Source organism: Plantibacter sp. Leaf1, from assembly GCF_001421315.1.
In the GTDB taxonomy this organism is placed as follows: Bacteria; Actinomycetota; Actinomycetes; order Actinomycetales; family Microbacteriaceae; genus Plantibacter.
Genome location: NZ_LMJX01000002.1, coordinates 849,546 through 872,333, shown reverse-complemented (window position 1 = coordinate 872,333; position 22,788 = coordinate 849,546). Strand labels below are relative to the sequence as shown.

Genomic DNA, 22,788 nt, shown 5'->3' with positions numbered 1-22,788 from the left:
CCAATACACTGGTTCCATGCCAGCCGATGTCCCCGTACTCGACCTGTCCGTCTCCTCCGTGGAACTCACCCGGCAGCTGTGTGACATCGCCTCCGTGTCGGGGGACGAGGTGCGGATCGCCGACGCGGTGGAGGCGGCGCTCGGCGGGTGCGACCACCTCACGATCGTGCGCGACGGCGACACGGTGGTCGCGTCGACGTCCCTCGGCCGCGCGCAGCGGGTCATCATCGCCGGCCACCTCGACACCGTCCCGATCAACGGCAACGTCCCGACCCGCTTCGAGGAGCATGCGGGCGAGGCGACGCTGTGGGGGCGCGGAACGGTCGACATGAAGGGTGGTGTCGCCGTGCAGTTGAAACTCGCGGCCGAGCTCACCGACCCCATCGTCGACATCACCTGGATGTGGTACGACAACGAGGAGGTCGCGTCGGACCGCAATGGTCTGGGCCGGCTCGCGAAGCACCACCCGGAGCTGTTCGTCGGGGACTTCGCCATCCTCGGGGAGCCGAGCAACGCCGGCGTGGAGGGCGGGTGCAACGGAACGCTTCGCGTCGAGGTCAGCGCCTTCGGCAAACGCTCGCACGCCGCGCGGAGCTGGGTCGGCGTCAACGCCATCCACGCGATCTCGCCGGTCCTCGCGACGCTCGCCGCGTACACCCCCCGTGAGGTCGAGGTCGACGGGCTCGTCTATCGCGAGGGCGTCAACGCGGTCGCCATCCACGGCGGCGTCGCCGGGAACGTGATCCCGGATCTGGTCACCGTCGAGGTGAACTACCGGTTCGCGCCCAGCCGGACGGGAGCGGAGGCACTCGCCCACCTCGAGGAGCTCTTCTCCGGCTTCGAGGTCGTGCAGACCGATGTCGCGGAAGGTGCCCGCCCGGGCCTCGACGCGCCGATCGCCCAGGACTTCTTGGCGGCGGTCGGGGGGACGCCGGCACCGAAGTACGGCTGGACCGACGTCGCCCGCTTCTCCGCGTTGGGCGTGCCCGCGGTCAACTACGGCCCGGGCGACCCGTTGCTCGCGCACGCGGACGACGAACGCGTCCCGCTCGCCCAGATCGAGGAGTGCGAGCGGGGCCTCCGCGCCTGGCTGCAGGGCACCGATGGCCGCTGACGCGGAGGTCCGGGTAGCGGTCGACGAACGGCCCTCGATGCTCCGGCGGTGGGTGCGCCTGCCCGTGTGGGGGCGCATCGGCATCGTCTACGTGCTGTCCCGGCTCGTGACGACGGCGATGTTCGCGCTTGCGAGCCTCCTGTCGGCTCCGGACTCCCGGTTCGGTGCGTTCCCCTCGCTCGGCACCCTCGCCGCGGGGTGGGACGGCCAGTGGTACTGGTGGATCGCGACGTACGGCTACCCGAGCCAGCTGCCGCTCGACAGCGCCGGACGGGTCGCCGAGAACGCCTGGGCCTTCATGCCCGTCTATCCCGGTGTGGTGAAGGGGCTGTCGGTCGTCACGTTCCTGCCGTGGCCGGTCATGGCGGTGCTCGTGTCCCTGGGCTGCGGGTTCGGCAGTGCGCTGCTGTTCCACCGGCTGATGCGGACGCGTCTGGACGCCGGCCGATCGATGTTCGCCGTCGTCCTGTTCTGCATCGCACCCCTCAGCGCCGTCTTCCAGCTCGCCTACGCGGAGTCGATGTTCCTCCTCCTGCTGACGCTGGCGCTGTTGCTCCTCGTGACCCGCCGATACGGGTGGTTGCTCGCGGTCATCCCGGTCATGGCCTTCACCCGACCCGGGGTCCTGGCGTTCGCGCTCCTGCTCGGACTCCACCTGGTCGTGCGGGTGGTCACGCGACGCCGCGACCCGCTCGCCCGGCGCGACGTCCTCCTCATCCTCGTCGGGGGAGCGTTGGCGGCGGTAGCGGGCTTCGCCTGGATGGTCATCGCCGGCCTCGTGACGGGCCGTCCCGAGGCATACCTCCAGACCGAGCTGGCCTGGCGCGCCGCCTTCATCGGTGAGCAACCGCTCGTGCCGTTCTCGGCGTGGATCCAGGGCGGGCAGTTCTGGTTCGGGGACGGGCCCGGCCTCGTGGTCGTCCTCGCCGTCTTCGTGGGCTCCGCGCTCCTCCTGTTCGTCCCGGCGGTCCGTCGCCTCGGCGTCGACCTCCGGCTGTGGGTGGCGTCGTACCTGCTGTACCTCTTCGCGGTCTTCTTCCCGCAGACGAGCGTCTTCCGACTGCTCATCCCGGTCTTCCCGCTCCTCGGCGCCGTCGCCGTCCCGCGAAACCGGTGGTACCGCGGTGGTGTCGTCGTCCTCTCCCTGGCGCTCCAGTGGTGCTGGATCTTCGTCATGTACGGCCTCGCGAACGCCTATTGGACCATTCCGTAGCCGTTGATCAGTCGTCATCCCGCGCCTCGCCGCGTTCAGGATTATCACGAGCCCCCGTGATACGCGATAATAGGGGTCAGTCGAATAACGAGAGGGGACTCGCATGGCCGCAATGAAGCCACGCACCGGAGACGGGCCAATGGAGGCCGTGAAGGAGGGTCGGCTCATCATCGTGCGAGTGCCTCTTGAAGGGGGAGGGCGTCTCGTCGTGTCGGTCAACGACGCAGAGGCTCAAGAACTGCACGATGCACTCGCGGGTGTGGTGAGCGCGGGCTGAGCCCCGTCACCGACGCCGCATGAGCTGAGGACCGGCCGTCATCATCGCCCCAGGGCGAGGGTGGCGGCCGGTTCGTCGTACTCGGGACTCAGACGCCGGGCTTGGTGATCTGGAGCAGACCGTCTCCGGCGGGGGAGAGGGCGCTGACGACCGCGTCGGACGCGGAGATCTCCTGGACGAGCGATCGGAAGAGGCCGGTGGTCTCGTCGCGCTGCGTCGGGTCGGCGACCTTGCCGCGCCAGAGTGCGTGCGGCACGAGGACGGTTCCGCCGGGCCGGACGAGGCGGAGGCCATGCTCGACGTACTCGATCACGGATCCCGGATCGCCGTCGACGAGGACGAGGTCGTAGGAGTTCTCGTTCATGCGGGGCAGCACGTCGAGCGCGCTGCCGGTGATGAGGCGGATGCGGTTGGTGGTGATGCCGGCCTCCGTGAACGCCGCCCGAGCCTGCTGCTGGTGGACGATCTCCGTGTCGATGGAGGTCAGCACGGCGTTCGTGGCGCCGCGGAGGAGCCAGAGTCCGGAGACGCCCGTCCCGGTGCCCACCTCGACGATGGACTCCGCGCGGGTCGCCGCGGCGACCACTGCGAGCTGTGCGCCGATCGCCGGGGAGATCGCCTCCACGCCGAGTTCGTGCGCGTGCGCACGAGCGGTGTGCATCGCAGCACTCTCGACGACCACGTCGCCCGCGTACTTCCAGTTGAGATTGTGTTCTGACACCTTGCCTCCGGATCTCAGCGTATGGCCTGCAAGGGCTCCGCGAGCTGAGGCTCGCGCGGTAGTCTGATCACGTGTTCGGTCTGACGTTCGACAAACTCCTCATCATCGGGGTCATCGCCGTGTTCCTGCTCGGTCCCGAGCGTCTGCCGTACTACGCGTCCCAGCTGGCGAGGCTCGTCCGGACCCTCCGCGACCTGGCCTCCGGCGCGAAGGACCGGATGCGCGAGGAGATGGGCCCGGAGTTCGACGAGGTCGACTGGAAGAAGCTCGATCCCCGACAGTACGATCCCCGGCGCATCATCCGCGAAGCCTTGCTCGACGACGAGCCGCCGGTGACGCCGACGACCGCCCCCCTGGCTGCTGCACCGGCAGCCGCGGCGGCCGCGACCGCCCCGTCCCTCGAGAAACCGAAGTCGATCCAGGCGTCGACCGACGAGCGTCTCCGCCGCCTGGCCGCCGGGGAGACGGCGGCACCGCCGTTCGACCTCGAAGCCACCTGAGTCCGGAGCGTCCTGCGCGACGCGTTCCGCGCCGGCCGCTTCAGCTGGTGCTGACGCCCAGGCGCTTCCCGGCCAGGCCACGTGGACGGCCCGCGAGCTGCCCCGCCAGACGGAGGATCTCGGCGGCCGCCGGATCCGCCGGGTCCGAGAGCACGACCGGTCGTCCGGTGTCGCCGCCCTGCCGGAGCGTGACGCTCAGCGGGACGGAGGCGAGCAGGGGTACCGGTTCGGTCTGACCGACGGAGAGCCTCGTCGCGAGTGCCTCGCCGCCTCCGGTGCCGAACAACGGCAGGACGCTGCCGTCGGGCTGTGGAAGGCCCGCCATGTTCTCGATGACGCCGTACACGCGTTGGCCGGTCTGCCGTGCCACCACCCCGCTGCGCTCCGCGACCTCGGCGGCGGCCGGCTGCGGCGTCGTGACGACGAGCACCTCGGCGTGCGGGAGCAACTGACCGATCGAGATCGCGACGTCACCCGTGCCCGGGGGGAGGTCGAGCAGCAGGACGTCGAGATCGCCGAAGAACACGTCCGTGAGGAACTGCTGGATCGTGCGGTGGAGCATCGGGCCGCGCCAGGCGACGGCGACGGCGGTGGTCCCGTCGGTCGGCGCGTCGATGAACATGCCGATCGACACGACCTTCACGCCGTGCGCGACGGGCGGCAGGATCATGTCACCGACCTGGGTCGGTTTCACGGCGACGCCGTTCTCGACGAGGCCCAGCAGACCCGGGATGGAGAAGCCGTGGACGTCGGCGTCGACGAGCCCCACCCGCAGGCCTCGGGCGGCGAGGGCGACGGCCAGGTTGGCGGTCACCGTGGACTTGCCGACACCACCCTTGCCGCTCGTGACCGTGTACACCCGCGTCAGCGAGTCCGGACCGAACTGGACGCCTCGCACGCCGCGGCCCCCGCGGAGACGGTCGGTCAGGGCCTGCCGTTCCGCGGTGGACATCACCTGGACGTCCACCGCGACCTGCGTCACCCCGGGGGTGGATGCGGCGGCCTCCCGGACGTCGCGTTCGATGCTCGTCGCCGCCGGGCACCCGACGATGGTGAGCTTGATCGTGATGTCGGCCGCGCCCTGATCGTCGACGGCGATCGGGCCGACCATGTCGAGTTCGGTGATCGGCTTGCGGATCTCGGGGTCGATGACCCGGCCGAGCGCCGTCCTGATCCGGTCGGCGAGCTCCGCGTCAGCCACGCCGGCGCTCTGGCCCGTCGTGCTCGGGCTGATCGGTGCGGTCCCGGTCCAACTCCTCGAGCAGGGAACGCAGCTCGGCGCGGATGAAGTCCTTCGACGCCATGTCCTTGAGCGCCAGGCGGAGCGCGACGACCTCGCGGGCGAGGTACTCGGTGTCGGCGAGGTTGCGCTCGGACCGCTGACGGTCCTGTTCGATCTGCACGCGGTCGCGGTCGTCCTGACGGTTCTGAGCCAGCAGGATGAGCGGCGCGGCGTAGGACGCCTGGAGCGACAGCACCAGGGTCAGCGCGACGAAGCCGATGTCGACGGAGTCGAACCGGAGGGACATCGGGCCGTACGTGTTCCAGGCGATCCAGAGGATGACGAAGAGGGTCAGGCCGACGAGGAACCAGGGCGTCCCCATCGCCCGGGCGATCCACTCGGTGAACCGTCCGAAGCGGTCGCGCGAGGCGGGCGCGCGCCGGATGGAACGGACGGAGCTGCGCAGCCCCTTGGGTGCGTCGAGTCGGACTTCATTGCGGGGAGCTCGTGCCACGACCTGCCCTCCTTCCGTTCGATCCGATGCGCTGTTCCGCAGCCGGGAGTTCGTCGTTCTCGTCGATGCTCCGCCAGTCGTCGGGGAGGAGGTAGTCGAGCACGTCGTCGATCGTCACGACCCCGAGCAGCCGATGCTGCTCGTCCACGACGGGGACCTGGACGAGGTTGTAGCTCGCGAGGATACGCGAGACCTCGGCGGCCGAGGTGCGGACCCCCACCGGATCGAGACTCTGGTCGAGCAGGGTCCCGAGCCGCTCGTGCGGCGGGTACCGGAGCATCCGCTGGAAGTGCACCATGCCGAGGAACCGGCCCGTGGGCGATTCGTACGGCGGAAGCGTGATGCAGACCCCGGCGGCCAGTGCGGGGGCCAGCTCGGAGCGCCGGATCGACGCGAGGGCCTCGGCGACCGTCGCGTCGGCGGAGAGGATGATCGGTTCGGTCGTCATGAGCCCACCCGCGGTCTCCGGATCGAACCGGAGGAGCATGCGGACGTCCTCGGCCTCCTCCGGCTCCATGAGCTCGAGGAGGTGTTCACCACGATCCTCGGGGAGCTGGGCGATGAGGTCGGCCGCGTCGTCGGGTTGCATCTGGTCGAGGACGTCGGCGGCGCGGTCGTCGTCGAGCTGCGCGAGGATGTGCACCTGGTCGGTCTCGGGCATCTCCTCGAGCACGTCGGCGAGCCGGTCGTCGGACAGCTCCTCGGCGACCTCGATCATCCGATCGCGCGGGAGGTCGAGGAGGGTGTTGGCGAGGTCGGCCGGCTTCAGATCGGCGTACGTCGCGATCAGCTGCTCGGCGGACTGCGCCTCACCGAGCTCCTGCTCCTCCCGCAGTTCGTTCCAGGTGGCGAAGGTCGTCGGGCCCTTGACGAAGGGCGAGGCGGTGGTCTTCGGGCGTCGGACGAAGAGTTGCGACACCTGCCACTCGCCAGGGCCCTGCTCCTCGATCGCGACGTCCTCGATCGTCGCCTCCTCGCCGTTCGCCCGGAAGACGACGCGCCGCCCGAAGAGTTCGGCGATCACGCGGACCTCGCCGCCGCGCTGTTCGAACCTGCGGACGTTGATGAGGCCGGTGGTGATGATCTGCCCGGCACCGATGCTCGTGACGCGTCCGATGGAGACGAAGACGCGACGTTTGCCCGGGATCTCCACGATCAGGCCGACGACGCGCGGGGATTTGCCGGTGCGGTAGACGACGAGCACGTCCCGGACCTTGCCGACACGATCGCCCGCGGGGTCGAAGACGGTGCACCCGGCGAGCCTGGCGACGAACACTCTGGTTGCACTCACGCCTACTAACCTACCCGCCGGTGGCCTGCCAGGACGGACCCCTCGGGGTGGGATGAGAGGATGGAGGCATGAGTGATCCGCGACAGTTCGGCCGCAAGGGCGCCCCGGCGCTCGGCGTCATCCCGCGAGGCGAGACGGTGGCCAGCTACGACAGCTACGAGTCCGCGCAGGCCGCGATCTCCTCCCTCGCCCACACCGACTTCCCGGTCAAGGAGATCTCGATCGTCGGCAGTGATCTGAAGAGCGTCGAACGCGTGACCGGGCGGCTCAGTTACGGGCGTGCCGCGGGCGCCGGTGCCGTCAGCGGGGCCTGGCTCGGTCTGTTCCTCGGACTCGTCCTCGTCATCTTCAACCCGGAGACGAACCTCATGCTGTTGGGCGCGGCGGTGCTCATGGGTGCCGCGTTCGGCATGCTGTTCGGCATCGTCTCCTACTCGGTGACGCGGAAGCGTCAGGAGTACACCTCGGCCACGCTCGTCATCGCCACGCGGTACGACCTCGTCGTGGGCGACGAGCTCGCGAACCGGGCGCGCAACCTGCTGGAGCGCGGCCCGGCGTCCGACGCGGGCTGACCCGCGGCGTCGGACGCCGAGCGGCGGAACGACGGGTGTGCCTCAGCGGGCGAGCCAGGCCTCGACCTCGTCGGCGGTGCGCGGGATGCCGGCGGACAGGTTCTCCGCGCCGTCCTCGGTCACGAGGATGTCGTCCTCGATCCGGACGCCGATGCCGCGGTACTCCTCGGGGACCGTGAGGTCGTCGACCTGGAAGTACAACCCGGGCTCGATCGTGAACACCATGCCCGGTTCGACGACCGCGTCGGCGTACATCTCGCGCCGCGCCTGGGCGCAGTCGTGCACATCCGTCCCGAGGTGGTGGCTCGTGCCGTGGACCATGTACCGCCGGTGCTGCTCGTTCTCCTTGAGCAACGCCTCCTCCGCGGTCACGGGGAGCAGCCCCCACTCGGCGGTCTTCCGGGCGATGACGGCCATCGCCGCAGCGTGCACCTCGCGGAACCGGATGCCGGGGCGGACGATGGCGAAGGCTTCGTCTGCGGCCTCACGGACCGCCTCGTACACCCGACGCTGCACCTCCGTGAAGGTGCCCGAGACCGGGATGGTCCGCGTGATGTCCGCCGTGTAGTAGCTGTCGAGTTCCACGCCGGCGTCGATCAGGATGAGGTCGCCCGGGAGGACCCGTCCGTCGTTCCGCGTCCAGTGGAGGATGCAGGCGTGTGGTCCGGCGGCAGCGATGGTCTCGTAGCCCACGCCGTTCCCGTCGGCACGGGCGCGACCAGCGAAGACGCCCTCGACGATGCGCTCGCCACGCTCGTGCGCGAGCACCTTGGGCAGCTCGGCGATGACGTCGTCGAACCCTCTCGCGGTCGCATCGACGGCGAGGCGCATCTGAGCGATCTCGTATCGGTCCTTCACGAGGCGCATCTCGGAGACCGCCCGGGTGAGGTCGGCGTCGACGTCGACCGTCAGGTCGGTCGCGTCCGCGTGGAACGCCGAGAGGTCTGCGGTCGCGATCGCGAGATCGGCGGCCACCTGGGCCAGCGACGGGCGGGCTCCGATCCAGAACTCGCCGATGGCGGCGTTCGTGTAGAACTCGTCGGTGTCGCGCCCTGCCCGCTCCCGGAAGTACAGCGTCGCGGTGTGGCCGGACTCCTCCGGGTCGAGGACGAGCACGCTGTCCGGCTCCGCATCCGCTGCCCAGCCGGTGTAGTACGAGAAGGCCGAGTGCGCCCGGTAGAGGTAGTCGGTGTCGTTGGAGCGCTGCTTCATCCCACCCGCGGGGAGGACGAGACGCTGGCCGGGGAACAGCGCCGACAGCCGGTCGCGACGGGCCGCGGCGAGGCTCGCCGTCTCGCGTGGCTCGGGGAGCACCTCGGAGCGGTCTGCCCAGCCGGTGCCGATGAATGCGCGGAAGCCCTCCGACCAGGCGGCCGCCCGGTTGGAGGTCGCCTCGGTCTGGACGGTGGTCGAACTGGATGTGTCTGCGGAAGTCGCCATGGTTCCATTGTCGCACCGGGACCGATGCGCCGGCCCGTCGGTCAGCGTGGGGTCCGGGGGAGCAGGGTCGCGACCACCGGTCGGTGGTCGCTGCCCGTGCCGTCGACATCGGTCAGCACATGGGCCGACACGGACACCCACGTCGGGCTGGCCATGACGTGGTCGATCGGCGCGCCGAGGACGGCGGGCAGCTCCGTCGGCCAGGTGCCGAGCCCTGCGGCGGCGTCCGCAGCCGCGGCGTCGTCGCAGTCGCCCAGGTCGCCGTCGCCTCGCAGACCGGCCAGGTGGTCGAGCGTCGCGTTGAAGTCGCCCGCCATGATGACGTCGGTGCCGGCGACGCAACGTCCGGCGAGGTCGGCGAGCTCCGCGCGCCAGTCGTCGAGCCGGCTCGGCAGCGGGGCCGTCGTGTGGACGGCGACGAGGGTCGGTCCACGACCGAGGACCGGGTCCGCGATGAGCGTCTCCGAGTCCTCGATGGCCGTCGACCCGGTCGGGGAGGGGGCTCGGACCGCGTACTCGCCGAGCCCGGTGCTCACGAGCAGGCTCGTCCCGTGGGCGTCCGATGCCGTCGAATGGGCCACCATCGGTCGGCCGGAGGCGGTCATCGCGGCTGCCACCGCACCGGCGGCCGCAGCGGAGGTCTCCGGCAGGGACACGACGTCCGCACCTTCACGGACCGCGATGGCCGCGATCGTCCCCGGGTCGACCGCGTCGCCCAGCGTGTTCCACGCGAGGACGGTGACCTGGTCGGCGAGGTCGGTCGCCTCGCCCGCGACCACCCGGTCGTCGACGCCTCGACTCGCGGTGACGACGGCGCCGGTCACCGAGACGACGGCGAGTGCCGAGGCGAGCACGAAGGGGAGCACCCGGCGGGATCCCCTGAGCAGGACCCCCACCACGACGGCCAGGAGGGCGGCGCCCGCCGCCAGGATCGCGAGCAGCAGCCGGAACGCGCTCAGCTGGACGATGATCTGCGTCTGCTCCAGCCCGAACAGGCCGGGCAGGATGGCGACGCCGAGCAGGACCGTGACCGCTGTCGCGATCACGGCCGCGATGACGGCACCGACGGTCTTCAGCATTCGCGCCAGCGTAGGCGAGCGGTCTGGGAGTCACCGGAGGACGAGCTGCGACTAGGGTGGAACCGTGGTGAGCGCTCGAGACATGCACGGTCCCGCCGATCTGCACACGCACTCGAGTGTCTCGGACGGCACGGAGACGCCGACGCAACTCATGCGCGCGGCCGGCGCCGCGGGGCTCGGCACCATCGCCCTCACGGACCACGACTCGACCGCAGGTTGGGCCGAGGCGTCCGTCGAGTCGCGTCGGCAGGGCATCACCCTGCTCCCCGGGATGGAACTCAGCACCCGGTACGAGTGGCGGAGCGTGCACCTGCTCGCCTACCTCATCGATCCACTCAACGGCGACCTCCTCCAGGAGACCGCCAAGATCCGCGAGTCCCGCCTGCGCCGGGCCGAGGCCATCGTGGCTCGGATCGGCGGCGACTACCCGCTCTCCTGGGCCGACGTCCTCGCGCAGACTCGCGAGGGTGCGACGGTCGGTCGTCCGCACATCGCCGACGCGCTGATCGCCCTCGGCATCGTGGCGGACCGCGGTGAGGCCTTCGACGGCATCCTGCATCCGCGCACGGGGTACTACGCGCCGCACTACGCCCCCGACCCGCTGACCGCGGTCAAGCTCGTCCGCGCCGCCGGTGGTGTGCCCGTGATCGCCCACCCGGTCCCGGCCGGCCGCGACCGGATGCTGCCTGAGCCGTACTTCCGCGAACTCGCCGACGCGGGCCTGTTCGGGCTCGAGATCGAGCATCGCGAGAACACCGAGGAGGGCAAGGTCGTCGTGCGGCGGATCGCCTCCGAGCTGGGCCTCGTGGCGACCGGTTCGAGCGACTATCACGGGACCGGTAAGCCGAACCGCCTCGGCGAGAACACCACGGACATCGACGTCGTCCGGCGCATCGTCGACGAGGCCACCGGCTCGGAACCCGTCCTTCCCGACTGATCCGGCGCTGCCGGCGTCCCGGTCGAACGTCCTTCGGTCACTGAGCTTGCCGACGTGCGCACGGGGGTATCCAGCTCCAAGCGGAGCGCTCGCGACATGCAGAACGCCCGCACCCCTCAGGGTGCGGGCGTTCTGCGTGACGGATCTACGCCGTGGGGGCCGGGGGTGCGGTGCGGCGCGTCCGGCTCCGACGGCGGGGAGCGCTGTTGCCGTCGCGGTGCTCCGAACCGTGGCCGTCGTGGGTGCCTGCTGCGGGCGCGCTGCGGTCGACGGTGTCGGTCGAGGCGGCGTCGTGCGTCCGCGAGTGGGCGCGGGTGCTCGGCTGGGATTCGAGCCGGGTGCTGCTCGGCTGCGTGCGCTCGCCTCCGCGTCCGCCGCGCTCACCACCGCGACCGCCGCTGGTCCGCGAACCGTCGCGTCCGCCGCTGCCCCGCGAACCGTCGCGTCCGCCTGCGCTCCGCGAACCCTCGCGGCGCGGAGCGGGCTCGACGGCCTTGGCGGGCTTCAGCCGGCCCTTCGTGCCCTCGGCGATCCCGAGGTCGGTGAACAGGTGCGGGCTCGAGGAGTAGGTCTCCGTCGGCTCCGGCTGGCCGAACTCGAGGGCACGGTTGATGAGCGCCCACTTGTGGAGGTCGTCCCAGTCGACGAAGGTGACGGCGATACCCGTCTTCCCGGCGCGACCGGTACGGCCGACGCGGTGGAGGTACGTCTTCTCGTCCTCGGGGATCGTGTGGTTGATGACGTGGGTGACGTCGTCGACGTCGATGCCACGGGCGGCGACGTCGGTGGCGATCAGCACATCGCGCTTGCCGGCCTTGAAGGACGCCATCGCGCGCTCGCGCTGCTCCTGGTTGAGGTCGCCGTGGACCGCTGCGGCATTGAATCCGCGGTCGCTGAGTTCCTCGACCAGTTTCGCGGCCGCACGCTTGGTCCGCGTGAAGATCACGGTCTTGCCGCGACCCTCGGCCTGCAGGATGCGCGAGATGACCTCGTCCTTGTCGAGCGAGTGCGCGCGGTAGATGAGGTGCTTGATGTTGGCCTGCGTGAGCCCCTCGTCGGGGTCGCTCGCGCGGATGTGGATCGGCTTGCTCATGAAGCGGCGGGCCAGGGCCACGATCGGACCGGGCATGGTCGCGGAGAACAGCATCGTGTGGCGCGCGGCGGGCGTCTTCGAGAAGAGCTTCTCGATGTCGGCGAGGAAGCCGAGGTCGAGCATCTTGTCGGCCTCGTCGAGCACCATCTCGGTGATGCCCGAGAGGTCGAGGAGGCGCTGGTTGTTCAGGTCGATGAGTCGGCCGGGCGTGCCGACGACGATCTGGGCGCCGGCCTTCAGCTGCTCGATCTGGCCTTCGTAGGCCTTGCCACCGTAGATGGAGACGAGCGTCGTGGACCGGTTCGAGATGAGGATCTCGATGTCCTCGGACACCTGGACGGCGAGCTCGCGGGTCGGGACGACGACGAGCGTCTTGACGCCGGGTGCCGGGTCGAGACCGAGGCGCTGGACGATCGGGATGCCGAACCCGAAGGTCTTGCCCGTTCCCGTCTTGGCCTGGCCGATGATGTCCTGGCCGGCGAGTCCCAGGGGGATCGTCTGCTCCTGGATGGGGAATGGGTCGATGATGCCCTTGGACGTGAGGGCGTCGACGATGTCCTGGTCGACACCGAGATCAGAGAAAGTCACGGAGATACCTGTCAGTGCAGTCATGGTCTACACCTTCGATTGCACACAGGTGTAGGGCCCCGATCCGACGCCGGGGCACGGCTATTCTACCCGGGAGGTCCCGAGAGGCCGCTGGGCGCGCGGAACACGGTGATCGGCGCACGACGGATAGGGTGGTCGCATGGCAGGTTGGTTTGCACGACGTCGGCGTCGTCCCGGCACGGAGACGCCTCGGTTGCGCTCCCGCGGCGACACGGTCCAGGCGACTCGCGTCGATCTCCACGAACTCGCTCCGAGCACGGCGGACTACCTCGGTCAGGTGGCGCAACTGCAGCTCGGCTTCTTCATGACGCTCTCGTTCGCGGTCGAACACGCCCCGAGCGACGCCGATCGCGAGACGCTCGCCGAGGCGGCCGCGACCGCCCTGCGCAAACACCAGGCGCTCCTCGCCTGGCTCCGCCGGACGAACGACGACCCGACCGCGGTGCTCGCACCGTTCGCCAGGTCCCGCGACGAGTTCCAGGCGATCCTGCGCACCGGCACGTGGGACGAACTCCTCCTCGGCATCCTCGTCACCCGCGGATTCCTCGACGAGTTCTTCGCGGAGCTCGCGCGCGGCCTCGACGGAGCGGACGCCCGCGACCTCGCGGCGATCGTCGCCCCGGGTCCTGAGGAGGACCCGCTCGTCGGGATCCTGCACCGCGTGATCGCCTCCCACCCGGAGCGAGCCTCGACCCTCGCGATGTGGGGACGACGCCTCCTCGGCGACACGATGCTCGTCGCGAGGTCCGCCCTCGTGACCGAGAGCAAGGCCCTGCCCGACGACGCCAGGGTCGAACCGATCTACACGGAACTCATCGCGAACCACACGAGGCGGATGGACGCCCTCGGCCTGACGGCCTGAACGACGTCACCACCTCCGACGAACGATGCCGCCGCTCCGGATGGAGCGGCGGCATCGTTCGGTCTGGCGGGCGCGTCAGACGGTGACCCCGTGCTGGAGCCGCGCGAGCATGGCGTCGTCGGATGCGGTGCGGACACGCACGAGCACGATGTCGACCACGACGCTCACGATCGCTGAGGCGCCGAAGGCGGCGACCCAGATCCAACCGCCGTCCCAGGCCATGCCGGCCCAGGTCGCCACGACCCACACGACGGCGGCGACGAGGGTGGCGACCGCCGGGACGAGCGCCGCTCCGTGCTGGTCCCTGCCCGGCAGGAGGTAGCGGACGGCCAGCCCGAGGATGGCGCCGCCGAGCACGACGAAGAGGAGCTCCATGATCAGCCGACGAATCCGATGCGGCGCGACTCCTCGGTTCCGAGCTCGACATAGCCGATGCCCGCGGTCGGGATGAGGTAGCTGGTGCCCTTGTCGTCCTTCAGCGAGAGCAGCTTCGCGTCCGTCTCGAGGGCGGTCTTGACCGCCTGTTCGATCTCGGCGGCGGGCTGCGAGGTCTCGAAGCCGATCTCGCGAGGGCTGTTGAGGATTCCGATGCGAATTTCCACTTTGAGTGCCTTTCGGTTGCGTAGGGCAAGACTACGGGAGTCATCGTCGACGGACCGGTCGCGGTCGCCTGCTGTCAGCGAACACCGGAACGCCGCCCCGGGTCGCGACGATGTCGGCGGGCTCCGGTAACGTGCGGTCCATGACCGGTTCCGACGCCTCCGACCTCCCCACGGTCGCGGTCCACGACCAGCACCGCGCGGCCTCCGTCGAGGCGCTCGTCCCACTCGACGACGCGCAGTCCGCCGTGCTGCGGCTCCCGGACGCACGGTCGGCCGTGGTGCTCGGTGCGCCGGGCTCCGGGAAGACGACGACGCTCGTCGAGGCGGTCGCCGAGCGCGTGCACGCTCGCGGCTACGGTACCGACGAACTGCTCGTCATCGCTGCATCCCGATCATCCGCGCAAGTCCTCCGCGACCGCCTCGAGGCGCGGGTCGCCAGGGCGACGCCCGGGTCGCTCGCCCGCACGGCGATCTCCCTGGCACTCGAGGTCATCGCGGGGTCGGGGGCGTTCGCCGGCACCGGGCGGCCCCGGCTGCTCACCGGTGGCGAGCAAGACCAGACCATCGCCGAACGCCTCCTCGGCGACGAGGTGGACGGCACCGGCCCGGTCTGGCCCGCGGAGCTCGGGCCCGAGGTCAGGCGACTCCAGGGCTTCCGCACCGAACTCCGCAACCTCATGGAGCGGAGTGTCGAACACGACGTCGCGCCCGCGGAGCTGCGTCGGCTCGGCTCGCTCCACGACCGCCCGGAGTGGATCGCCTCCGCCGCCTTCATCGAGGGCTTCCTGGCCGACGACTGGCGCGGTCACCTCACACCGGCTGCCGCGCTGGCGCGTGCCGCACGGCTCCTCGACGAGCAGCAGCCGGGCACCGGTGTCCTCGGTCGGCTCCGGGTGGTCTTCGTGGACGATGCGCAGGAGGCGACGCACGGGGTGCTGCAGCTCCTGGCCGCTCTCGCCCGCCACGGGATCACCATCGTCGCCTTCGGCGACCCCGACCTCACCACCGGCGCCTTCCACGGTGCTCGCGCCGACGCCCTCGGGCGGTTCGGCGAGGTGCTCGGCCGCCCCGTGGACACGCTGCTCCTCGAACAGGTGTATCGCGGCACCCCCGGCATCCGAGCGACCGTGCGCGGTGTGACCGACCGCATCGGGACGGCGGGTGCCGGACGCCACCGGCAGGCCGCGGCACCGATCGCGGACGCCGCGGCTCAGGCGCGCCCCGTCGTCACCGTCGCCGCAGGGTCGCCCGCCGAGCAGATCGCCGTCATCGCGAGGTTCCTCCGTGAACGTCACGTGCTCGACGGGGTCCCGTGGGCCGAGATGGCCGTGGTCGTGCGGAGCGGCGGGCTCATCCCGGCGATCGAGCGCGGGTTGTCGTCGCTCGAAGTGCCCACGCGGGCCAGTACCGGCGGAGCGCCACTGAGGGAGCACCCGTTCGTCAGGGCGGTCCTCCTCGCCGTGTCGGTCGCGCTCGGACGCACGCCGCTCGACGCCGAGGTCGTGACCGAGCTGCTCCACAGTGCCCTCGGCGGGCTCGACTCGATCGGCGTCAGACGCCTCCGAGCGGCGCTCCGGCACGCCGACCTCGCGCACGGGCTCGACCGCAGCGCCGATCGTCTGCTGGAAGAGGCGTTCGCCGTCCCCGGCGCGCTGATCGGACTCGAGACGCCGTCGGCCGCCCGCGCCCGGTCCCTCGCCGACAGCCTCGCCGAGGCTCGCGCGCAGGCCGCGGCAGGGGCTTCGGCAGAGGAACTCGTCTACGGGCTCTGGTCCCGGAGTGGTCTCGAACGCGGCTGGGTGGCCTTGTCGAAGGGCAGCGGTCAGGCCGCTGAGGAGGCGAACCGCGACCTCGACGCGATCACGCAGCTGGCCGACGCCGCACGCACCTTCGTCGAGTCCGAACCCGAGACCCCGGCATCCGTCTTCCTCGACCGACTCCTCGAACAGACGGTCGGCGACGACTCCCTGGCTCCGACGGGATTCCGACAGGCGGTCACGATCGCGACACCGGCCGCCCTCGTCGGGACGGCGTTCGACACCGTCGTGGTCGCCGGGATGCAGGACGGGGTCTGGCCGAACCTCCGGGTCCGGGACTCCCTGCTCGGTGCCTCGGAGCTCGTCGAGCTGCTGGAGGGAACCGCGACGCCCACCGCCGACGCCAGACGGGCGGTCCTGCACGACGAGCTCCGACTCTTCGCGCAGGCGACCTCGCGGGCGAACCGGACGCTCATGGTGGTCGCGGTCGTCGACGACGACCACCAGGCGAGCCCGTTCCTCACCCTGCTCCCGGAACCGGACCCACATCGAGCGGCGCTCTCACCCTTGTCGCTCCGTGGGCTCGTCGGCAACCTCCGTCGCTCGCTCACCCGTCGTGTCCGTCCCGCCGACCCGGCGGAGCGCGCCGCATCGGCGTCTGCCCTGGCCATCCTCGCGGAGGCGGGCGTACCGGGTGCGCCGCCGGAGGAGTGGTACGGCGTGGCGGATCCCACCTCGACGGAACCGCTCCACGACCCGACCGTCGAGGAGCTCCCGGTCTCCCCGTCGCGCATGGAGGCCTTCGAGGAGTGCCCGTTGCACTGGGCGATCGCCCGCCTGGGCGGCGGAGCGTCGGGGTTCGCCTCCGGACTCGGCACGATCGTCCATGCCGCTCTCGAACACGCCGAGTCGTCCGACGAGTCGGCGCTCTGGGCGGCCGTCGAGGACCGCTGGGACGAGCTGCACTTCGAGGCCTCCTGGGAGGGCGAGGCGACGAAGCGCCGGGCGGCGGAACTCGTCCACCGTCTGTCCGCGTACCTGCACGACGCGGAGCGGGCCGGGGTGACGTCGATCGGGAACGAGAGCCGGTTCAGCCTCCGTATCCCGATCGGTGAGCTGGGCGGGGCAGCCGTCCTCGGCGGGTCGATCGACCGCGTCGAAGTCGTGCCGGCCACCGACGGCACGAGGCGCGTGGTGATCGCCGACCTCAAGACGGGCGGTTCGGCACCCCGACAGGATCGCGATGTCGCCGACATGGCTCAGCTCGGCGCCTACCAGCTCGCCCTCGCGTCCGGTGCGATCGCCGGCACCGAAGGGATGCCGAGCGGTGGGGCGAAGCTCATCGTCGTCTCGGCGGGAACCAAGCGCAAGGAGTACTACGACCCGGCTCAACCGGCGCTCGACGACGAGGCACTCGACCGCTTCCGCGAGCGCGTGGTCGCCGACGCCATCGGCATGGCCGGCGCGGTGTTCGAGGCGCGGGTCGGCACCCACTGCCACGACCCGTTCGCCTTCGGCGAGTGCGCGATCCATGTCGTCCCAGCGGTGAGCTCATGAGCACGGACCAGACGTATTCGGCCGAGACCCTCGCAGGCCTGCTCGGACTCCCGCAACCGACCGCACAGCAGGTGGAGGTCATCGAAGCGCCGATGGCTCCGGTGCTCGTCGTCGCGGGAGCGGGGAGCGGGAAGACCGAGACGATGGCGTCGAGGGTCGTCTGGCTGCTGGCCAACCGCCACGTGGACGTCGGCGGCATCCTCGGTCTCACCTTCACCAGGAAGGCGGCGGGGGAGCTCGCGGCCCGGATCGGGAAGCGGATCGCCGCCCTCCAGGACGTCGGGATCCTCGATCCCGCGGCCGACGCCCTCTTCGACCGCCCGGACGTCTCGACCTACAACGCCTACGCGAACGCGCTCTTCCGCGACAACGCCCTCCTCGTGGGCCGCGAACCGGAGTCCGTCCTGCTGTCGGAGGCGTCGGCGTGGCGGCTCGCGCGCCGCATCGTCGTCCTACACGGCGACGAACGGCTGTCGAGCCTCGGCAAATCGGTCGACCAGGTCGCCGAACTCGTCCTCTCGCTCGGTCATGAACTGGCGGAGATCGACGGCACGACCGAGGAGCTGCTGGGCTTCGTCGAGCAGTTCGTCGGGATCGCCGAGCTGCCCGACGGCGGCCGTGGTTCCTACGCACAGGTGGATCAGGCGGTCGCCGTCGTCGGTGCGCTGCCGGTCCTCCTCGACCTGGCTCTGCGCTACGCGGACGAGAAGCGACGGCAGGGACTCGTCGAGTTCTCCGATCAGGTCGCGCTCGCGCTGGCCGCGTGCGAACGGTCGCCGAAGGTCGCCAAGGTCGCGCGCGAACGAGCGGGCGTCGTCCTGCTCGACGAGTACCAGGACACCTCCGTCGTGCAGACGAGACTCCTGTCGACGCTGTTCGCCGACCACCCCGTCATGGCGGTCGGCGATCCGCACCAATCCATCTACGGCTGGCGTGGTGCGAGCGCCGCGAACCTGGCCCGGTTCTCCCGCGACTTCGGGCGGGAGGTCACCGCGACGCAGTTCAACCTGTCGACGAGTTGGCGGAACGACCGCCGGATCCTCGAGGCGGCGAACGTCCTCGTCCGCCCGCTCCAGCAGCAGGCGAAGGCGGCAGCGCGGCTGCGCGTCCTCGACCTCGAGCCGAAGCCAGGGGCTGGTGAGGGGTCGCTCTCGGTCGACGTCAGTGAGACGAATACCGAGGAGGTGCGCGCGGTCGCCGAATGGTGCGCCGACCGCCTGCTCGCCCACCGCGGGGGAGATCCGGCCGGTTCCGCCGCCATCCTGTTCCGCGCCCGGCGGCCCATGCAGGACTTCGCCGACGGCCTGGCCGCGCTGGGCGTGCCACACCACATCCTCGGGCTCGGCGGTCTGCTCTCGTCCCCTGAGATCGTCGACGTGACGGCCGCGCTCCGCGTCATCCACGACCCGGGCGCGGGATCCGCGCTCATCAGGCTCCTGAGCGGTCCACGCTGGCGGATCGGCGTCCGTGATCTCGGCCACCTCGTGGAGGTGGCGCGCTACCTGCAGGCCATCGACTGGAAGACGAAGCGGTACGACGCCGAGCTCGCCGCCAGGCTCCGCGAGTCGGTCGCGGACGACGACGGACGGTCCATCATCGATGCGGTCGACTTCATCGCCGCCGACCGTGTGCCGGCCGGACTCGCGGCGGGGTTCACCGAGGAGGGTCGCGCCCGGCTCCGCGAGGCCGGGCTCGTGTTCGCGTCCCTCAGACGTCGGGTGGGCAGTGGCCTGCCCGACCTCGTGAGGTCCGTCGAGCGCGAGCTGCGACTCGACATCGAGGTCGTCGCGAACGAGTCGACCGGTTCTGCGGCGCGGGCGTCCGCCCGGCTGCAGGCGTTCCACGATGAGATCATCTCGTTCATCGCGGCCGAGGAGCAGGTCAACCTCGGGAGTCTGCTCGCCTGGATCGACCGGTCACTCGGTCGGGACGATCTCGGTCCGGCCGGTGAGGCGCCCGATCAGGGCGCCGTCCAGCTCCTGACCATCCACGGGTCGAAGGGACTCGAATGGGATCACGTGGTGATCCCTCGGCTCGTCGTCGACGAGCTCCCGGCGAAACCGAAGGACGGCAAGGGGTGGGTCGGGCTCGGCACCCTGCCCTACGACTTCCGCGGCGACGCTGCGGAACTGCCGGAGTTCGCCTGGCGCACGGCCGAGACCCGGAAGGAGGTCGTCGACGCCCAGGCCGCCTTCTCGGATGCGCTGTCCGCACGGGCGCTCGACGAGGAACGACGCCTCGCCTACGTGGCGGTCACGCGGGCGAAGCACGACCTCCTGCTCACCGGATCGTTCTGGTCCGGCGAGCGGAAACGCCCTCGGGCGGCGAGCACGTACCTCGAGGAACTGGCCGACGCCGGCGTCATCGGTGACCTCCCCGCGGCGTCGGCGTTCGAGGAGAACCCCATCGACACCGGCGCCGCCGTGGTGCAGTGGCCGCTCGATCCGCTCGGACCCCGTCGCGCCGTCGTGGAACGGGCGGCGGCCGAGGTCGAGGAACGCCGCGGGCTCCCGGAGGCCGGACTCCTGGCGACCCTCGGACCGCTCGAGAACGAGCTGACCCTGCTGCTCGAGGAACGGCGCCGTGCCGCGACGACCAGCGCGCGCGGCGAACTCCCCGTGCGGATCCCGGCCTCGAGGTTCAAGGAGTTCGTCACCGAGCCAGAGGCCGCGCTCGAGCGGCTCCGGCGCCCGGTGCCCCAGCGGCCCTACCGACAGACCCGACTGGGCACCCGGTTCCATTCCTGGGTCGAGGCGCACTACGAGCGCTTCGGCCTCCAGGAACTCGTGGACGCGGACCCTGACGAACTCGATCTCGAAAAACCGGGTGCCGATGCGGCGCAGGGGATCGGTTTCGAGGAACTCGTCGAGCGGTTCCTCGCCTCGGAGTGGGCGGATGTGCGGCCGATCGAGGTGGAGACGGAGATCCATGTCCCGTTGGGCGACACCGGCCGCCTGGTGGTGTGCAAGCTCGACGCCGTGTTCCAGCGTGGGGATCGCTTCGAGATCGTCGACTGGAAGACGGGAGCCGTGCCGACGACGCCTGAGGAGGTGCGGAACGCCTCGTTCCAGCTCGCGCTGTACCGACTCGCCTACGCGCACCACCGCGACGTCGACCCCGAGCGCATCGACGCCGTGCTCTACTACGTCACGCACGACGTGCAGCTGCGGCCGGAACGCCTCTACTCGGAGGAGGAGCTCCTGTCGGCCTGGGAGCGGTCCTTCGGGGCGGCCGTGGCGTCCCAGAGTTCGAACGACGAGGTGTCGATCTGATCCGTGGCGTTCGCGTCCTCCGCGGACGGGTCCTCGTCCTCGGAGGTGTCGGCGCTTCCGGTGTCCCGGCCGAGGGCTCGTTCGAGCTCTGAGCGGTCGTAGGTGTCGGTCTGCATCGCGATGCCGGGGGAGGACGATCCGAGGGGGGTGCGGTCGAGCATGTCCTCGACCTCGTCGACCGCCAAGACGGGGCCTGTGCTGCTCCCGAGCGGGTCGGTCACGTCGCCGAGCACCCGGTCCACGAGTCCGTCGAGCATGGCGACGGCGTCCTCGACGATCGTCTCGTCGTGGCCGTCCCGGCCGTGCAACAGCCAGCGGGCGATCTCCAGCTCCGCGTAGAGCCTCGCGCGGAGGGTCACGAACCGGTCCGGGCCGCGGGAGCACGAGGCCGCATAGGTGGACAGCGTTTGTTCGCCTGTGGCGCCGAGCGTCGCGATCCAATGGAGGTCGAGTGCCGGGTCACCGACCCGGAGGGAGCCCCAGTCGAGGACGCCGTTGACGAGGCCGTGGCCGTCCTGGCGGATGACGAGGACCCGATCGGCGGCCAGGGAACCGTGGATGACGGTGGGCTGGAACTGCCAGAGCGAGTTGTCCTCGACCGCGGCCTGCCAGCGCTCGCGGACGGCGGTCGGGAGGAGTCGCGTCTCCGCCGCTCGGGAGACGATGCGGTGTGCGTCCGCGCGGATGAGTTCCGTCGTCAGCAGGGGGAGGCCGGCCTCCGCGACGAAGGAGGTGGGGAGCGAGTGGATCGCGGCGATCGCGGCTCCGAGCGAGTCGGCGAGGACCTCGTCGCTGCTGAGTGCGGTCGGGTCGAGGTGGGTGCCGGCGACGAAGTCGAGCACCACGGCGCGGGTGCCGTCCACCGGGAGTTGACCGACGACCGTCGGTGCGTCGAACGGTAATCTGCTGCGGATCCCGGGCGTGAGGGCGCGGAGGGCGATGAGGTCGGCGGACTGCTCCGTCTCGGCCTGCTGCGAGGTCGGGATGCGCACGATCAGCTCGCGCCCGTCGCCCGTCACGAGTCGGGCTGCGTCGTAGTTCCCCTCGCCTCCTGCGGTGTGCGCGCCGGAGCCGCGGACCTGGAGGTCGGCGACGGCCGAGGTGGCCAACGCGGCTAGAGTGAGATGGGATCTGGCCATGACATCCAGGGTACGGGGCCGTCCCGGCGAGCCGTGCTCGCCACGCCCTCAGAGAGGTTGTCCATGACGATTCAGGTTCGCGCACTCGCCGGCCTACCGCTCGCGAGAGGCGGACTCGACCGTCACGGCGAGCTCCGATCACGGCCCGAGGTGCTCGACGAGCTGCGCGCCGATCCGACGGTGCGCGCCGTCGTCCTCAAGGGCAGACGCGCGCTCGTGACCGGAGACACCCTGGACCGCATGACGCCCTCGGAGCTGCCGGAGCCGGAGCTGCTGGTGTACCTCGGCCGCACGATCGACGAGACCCCCGGGACGCCGGCGGGCACCGGCATCCTCCTGTGGGTGCTCGGCGATGCGGAGGCCGACACGATCACGGCCGACGAGGACCGCTGGTTCGACCTGCGCCGGAGCGGTCATCGCCTCTCCGACACGGACGTGGGCATCCTCGCCACCTCGCTGGCGATCGCGGGCTGGCACCGTGCCGAACCCTTCTGTGCGCACTGCGGGTCCCCGACGACGGTCCGGAACGCCGGCTGGGCCAGGCACTGCCCGGTCGACGGCAACGAGCTGTTCCCGCGCATGGACCCGGCGGTCATCGTGGCGGTCGTCGACCCGGCCGGTCGGATCCTGCTGGGATCGAACGCGATGTGGGAGCACAACCGGTATTCGCTGCTCGCGGGGTACGTCGACGCCGGCGAGTCGCTCGAACAGGCCGTCTCCCGCGAGATCTTCGAGGAGTCCGGCATGCGCCTCGGGACGCCCGTCTACCTCGGCTCGCAGCCGTGGCCGTTCCCGCGCTCGCTCATGCTCGGGTTCGTCGCGCCGCTCGCCGCAGATCAGGACCCGGAGGCGCTCGTGCCGGACGGACAGGAGATCCTCGATCTCCGGTGGTTCACGCGCGAGGAGCTCGAGGACCCGTCGACGGACGTGATCCTGCCCGGCCCGTCGTCGATCGCCCGGGCCGTCATCGACGACTGGCTGAGCGGATCCTGGACGCGATGACCCGCGTCGTCCCCG

The 22,788-nt window shown here is 70.8% G+C and carries 20 protein-coding genes; 10 read left to right on the top strand and 10 right to left on the bottom strand.

Annotated features, from left to right (window positions below; all coding sequences use genetic code 11):
• Positions 1–16 precede the first annotated feature (16 nt).
• From dapE to ASE44_RS18180, 3 genes are all read left to right on the top strand, one after another.
• Positions 17–1,114, top strand: coding sequence for a succinyl-diaminopimelate desuccinylase (gene dapE, locus ASE44_RS06340; RefSeq protein WP_056007272.1), 1,098 nt, complete (start codon positions 17–19; stop codon positions 1,112–1,114).
• A complete protein-coding gene (locus ASE44_RS06335; RefSeq protein WP_235522559.1) occupies positions 1,104–2,327 on the top strand; it encodes a hypothetical protein in 1,224 nt (407 codons plus the stop codon). The genes dapE and ASE44_RS06335 overlap by 11 nt, the downstream gene beginning before the upstream one ends.
• A 103-nt stretch (positions 2,328–2,430) precedes the next feature.
• Positions 2,431–2,604, top strand: a complete 174-nt coding sequence (locus ASE44_RS18180; RefSeq protein ID WP_079002123.1) for a DUF3117 domain-containing protein — start codon at positions 2,431–2,433, stop codon at positions 2,602–2,604.
• Between the two features lie 88 nt (positions 2,605–2,692).
• Here the strand turns inward: ASE44_RS18180 and ASE44_RS06330 are convergent, their stop codons facing one another.
• Positions 2,693–3,325, bottom strand: a complete 633-nt coding sequence (locus tag ASE44_RS06330) for an O-methyltransferase (RefSeq protein WP_056007266.1) — start codon at positions 3,323–3,325, stop codon at positions 2,693–2,695.
• A gap of 71 nt (positions 3,326–3,396) precedes the next feature.
• On the opposite strand from ASE44_RS06330, the gene ASE44_RS06325 reads away from it, so the two are divergent.
• Entirely contained in the window at positions 3,397–3,825 is a 429-nt protein-coding gene (locus tag ASE44_RS06325; protein WP_056007264.1) for a hypothetical protein, read from the top strand.
• Positions 3,826–3,865: 40 nt separating this feature from the next.
• On the opposite strand, the gene ASE44_RS06320 is transcribed toward ASE44_RS06325, so the two are convergent.
• Genes ASE44_RS06320 through ASE44_RS06310 form a run of 3 tightly spaced genes read right to left on the bottom strand, consistent with a single transcriptional unit; the run spans position 3,866 to position 6,852 of the window.
• Complete coding sequence (locus ASE44_RS06320) at positions 3,866–5,026, bottom strand: Mrp/NBP35 family ATP-binding protein (protein ID WP_235522558.1); 1,161 nt, start codon at positions 5,024–5,026, stop codon at positions 3,866–3,868.
• A complete protein-coding gene (locus tag ASE44_RS06315; protein WP_056007258.1) occupies positions 5,019–5,561 on the bottom strand; it encodes a DUF1003 domain-containing protein in 543 nt (180 codons plus the stop codon). Before ASE44_RS06315 ends, ASE44_RS06320 begins: the two co-directional genes overlap by 8 nt.
• A complete protein-coding gene (locus ASE44_RS06310) occupies positions 5,539–6,852 on the bottom strand; it encodes a magnesium transporter MgtE N-terminal domain-containing protein (protein WP_056007255.1) in 1,314 nt (437 codons plus the stop codon). Before ASE44_RS06310 ends, ASE44_RS06315 begins: the two co-directional genes overlap by 23 nt.
• Before the next feature lie 68 nt (positions 6,853–6,920).
• Between ASE44_RS06310 and ASE44_RS06305 the strand changes: the two genes are divergently transcribed.
• Positions 6,921–7,424: a general stress protein gene (locus tag ASE44_RS06305; RefSeq protein ID WP_056778286.1), complete on the top strand. Its 504-nt coding sequence runs from the start codon at positions 6,921–6,923 to the stop codon at positions 7,422–7,424.
• Positions 7,425–7,466: 42 nt separating this feature from the next.
• Here the strand turns inward: ASE44_RS06305 and ASE44_RS06300 are convergent, their stop codons facing one another.
• Entirely contained in the window at positions 7,467–8,864 is a 1,398-nt protein-coding gene (locus tag ASE44_RS06300; RefSeq protein WP_056778282.1) for an aminopeptidase P family protein, read from the bottom strand.
• A 41-nt stretch (positions 8,865–8,905) separates the two neighbouring features.
• The gene (locus ASE44_RS06295) at positions 8,906–9,943 is read right to left on the bottom strand and encodes an endonuclease/exonuclease/phosphatase family protein (RefSeq protein WP_056778280.1); all 1,038 of its coding nucleotides are present in this window, start codon (positions 9,941–9,943) and stop codon (positions 8,906–8,908) included.
• Positions 9,944–10,025: 82 nt separating this feature from the next.
• On the opposite strand from ASE44_RS06295, the gene ASE44_RS06290 reads away from it, so the two are divergent.
• On the top strand, positions 10,026–10,880 hold the full coding sequence (locus tag ASE44_RS06290) for a PHP domain-containing protein (RefSeq protein WP_056007244.1): 855 nt from the start codon (positions 10,026–10,028) through the stop codon (positions 10,878–10,880).
• 145 nt (positions 10,881–11,025) lie between these two features.
• Here ASE44_RS06290 and ASE44_RS06285 read toward each other — a convergent pair whose 3' ends face one another.
• Complete coding sequence (locus tag ASE44_RS06285; RefSeq protein ID WP_056007241.1) at positions 11,026–12,561, bottom strand: DEAD/DEAH box helicase; 1,536 nt, start codon at positions 12,559–12,561, stop codon at positions 11,026–11,028.
• Between the two features lie 160 nt (positions 12,562–12,721).
• On the opposite strand from ASE44_RS06285, the gene ASE44_RS06280 reads away from it, so the two are divergent.
• Entirely contained in the window at positions 12,722–13,444 is a 723-nt protein-coding gene (locus ASE44_RS06280) for a ferritin-like fold-containing protein (protein ID WP_082455859.1), read from the top strand.
• A 75-nt stretch (positions 13,445–13,519) separates the two neighbouring features.
• Here the strand turns inward: ASE44_RS06280 and ASE44_RS06275 are convergent, their stop codons facing one another.
• Both ASE44_RS06275 and ASE44_RS06270 read right to left on the bottom strand, forming a co-directional pair.
• Positions 13,520–13,819 (bottom strand): hypothetical protein, encoded by a 300-nt coding sequence (locus ASE44_RS06275; RefSeq protein WP_056007235.1) that lies wholly within the window; start codon positions 13,817–13,819, stop codon positions 13,520–13,522.
• Between the two features lie 2 nt (positions 13,820–13,821).
• The gene (locus ASE44_RS06270) at positions 13,822–14,046 is read right to left on the bottom strand and encodes a DUF3107 domain-containing protein (RefSeq protein ID WP_056007232.1); all 225 of its coding nucleotides are present in this window, start codon (positions 14,044–14,046) and stop codon (positions 13,822–13,824) included.
• Positions 14,047–14,186: 140 nt separating this feature from the next.
• On the opposite strand from ASE44_RS06270, the gene ASE44_RS06265 reads away from it, so the two are divergent.
• Positions 14,187–17,360 (top strand): UrvD/REP family ATP-dependent DNA helicase, encoded by a 3,174-nt coding sequence (locus tag ASE44_RS06265; RefSeq protein ID WP_056778277.1) that lies wholly within the window; start codon positions 14,187–14,189, stop codon positions 17,358–17,360.
• Positions 17,357–20,632, top strand: a complete 3,276-nt coding sequence (locus ASE44_RS06260; RefSeq protein WP_056778274.1) for an ATP-dependent DNA helicase — start codon at positions 17,357–17,359, stop codon at positions 20,630–20,632. Before ASE44_RS06265 ends, ASE44_RS06260 begins: the two co-directional genes overlap by 4 nt.
• Here ASE44_RS06260 and ASE44_RS06255 read toward each other — a convergent pair.
• Positions 20,542–21,771: a phosphotransferase gene (locus ASE44_RS06255; RefSeq protein WP_082455858.1), complete on the bottom strand. Its 1,230-nt coding sequence runs from the start codon at positions 21,769–21,771 to the stop codon at positions 20,542–20,544. The two genes, ASE44_RS06260 and ASE44_RS06255, sit on opposite strands and share 91 nt — an antisense overlap.
• Before the next feature lie 63 nt (positions 21,772–21,834).
• Here ASE44_RS06255 and nudC point away from each other — a divergent pair, with 63 nt between their 5' ends.
• Complete coding sequence (gene nudC / locus ASE44_RS06250; protein WP_056007227.1) at positions 21,835–22,773, top strand: NAD(+) diphosphatase; 939 nt, start codon at positions 21,835–21,837, stop codon at positions 22,771–22,773.
• Positions 22,774–22,788: the final 15 nt, after the last annotated feature.

Excerpts from the sequence above, each read along its gene's own strand:
- ASE44_RS06265 (WP_056778277.1), top strand. The coding sequence starts at position 14,187 with ATGACCGGTTCCGACGCCTCCGACCTCCCCACGGTCGCGGTCCACGAC.
- ASE44_RS06260 (WP_056778274.1), top strand. The coding sequence starts at position 17,357 with ATGAGCACGGACCAGACGTATTCGGCCGAGACCCTCGCAGGCCTGCTC.
- ASE44_RS06280 (WP_082455859.1), top strand. The coding sequence starts at position 12,722 with ATGGCAGGTTGGTTTGCACGACGTCGGCGTCGTCCCGGCACGGAGACG.
- ASE44_RS06305 (WP_056778286.1), top strand. The coding sequence starts at position 6,921 with ATGAGTGATCCGCGACAGTTCGGCCGCAAGGGCGCCCCGGCGCTCGGC.
- ASE44_RS06275 (WP_056007235.1), bottom strand. The coding sequence starts at position 13,819 with ATGGAGCTCCTCTTCGTCGTGCTCGGCGGCGCCATCCTCGGGCTGGCC.
- ASE44_RS06335 (WP_235522559.1), top strand. The coding sequence starts at position 1,104 with ATGGCCGCTGACGCGGAGGTCCGGGTAGCGGTCGACGAACGGCCCTCG.
- ASE44_RS18180 (WP_079002123.1), top strand. The coding sequence starts at position 2,431 with ATGGCCGCAATGAAGCCACGCACCGGAGACGGGCCAATGGAGGCCGTG.
- nudC (WP_056007227.1), top strand. The coding sequence starts at position 21,835 with ATGACGATTCAGGTTCGCGCACTCGCCGGCCTACCGCTCGCGAGAGGC.
- ASE44_RS06300 (WP_056778282.1), bottom strand. The coding sequence starts at position 8,864 with ATGGCGACTTCCGCAGACACATCCAGTTCGACCACCGTCCAGACCGAG.
- dapE (WP_056007272.1), top strand. The coding sequence starts at position 17 with ATGCCAGCCGATGTCCCCGTACTCGACCTGTCCGTCTCCTCCGTGGAA.
- ASE44_RS06295 (WP_056778280.1), bottom strand. The coding sequence starts at position 9,943 with ATGCTGAAGACCGTCGGTGCCGTCATCGCGGCCGTGATCGCGACAGCG.
- ASE44_RS06290 (WP_056007244.1), top strand. The coding sequence starts at position 10,026 with ATGCACGGTCCCGCCGATCTGCACACGCACTCGAGTGTCTCGGACGGC.
- ASE44_RS06255 (WP_082455858.1), bottom strand. The coding sequence starts at position 21,771 with ATGGCCAGATCCCATCTCACTCTAGCCGCGTTGGCCACCTCGGCCGTC.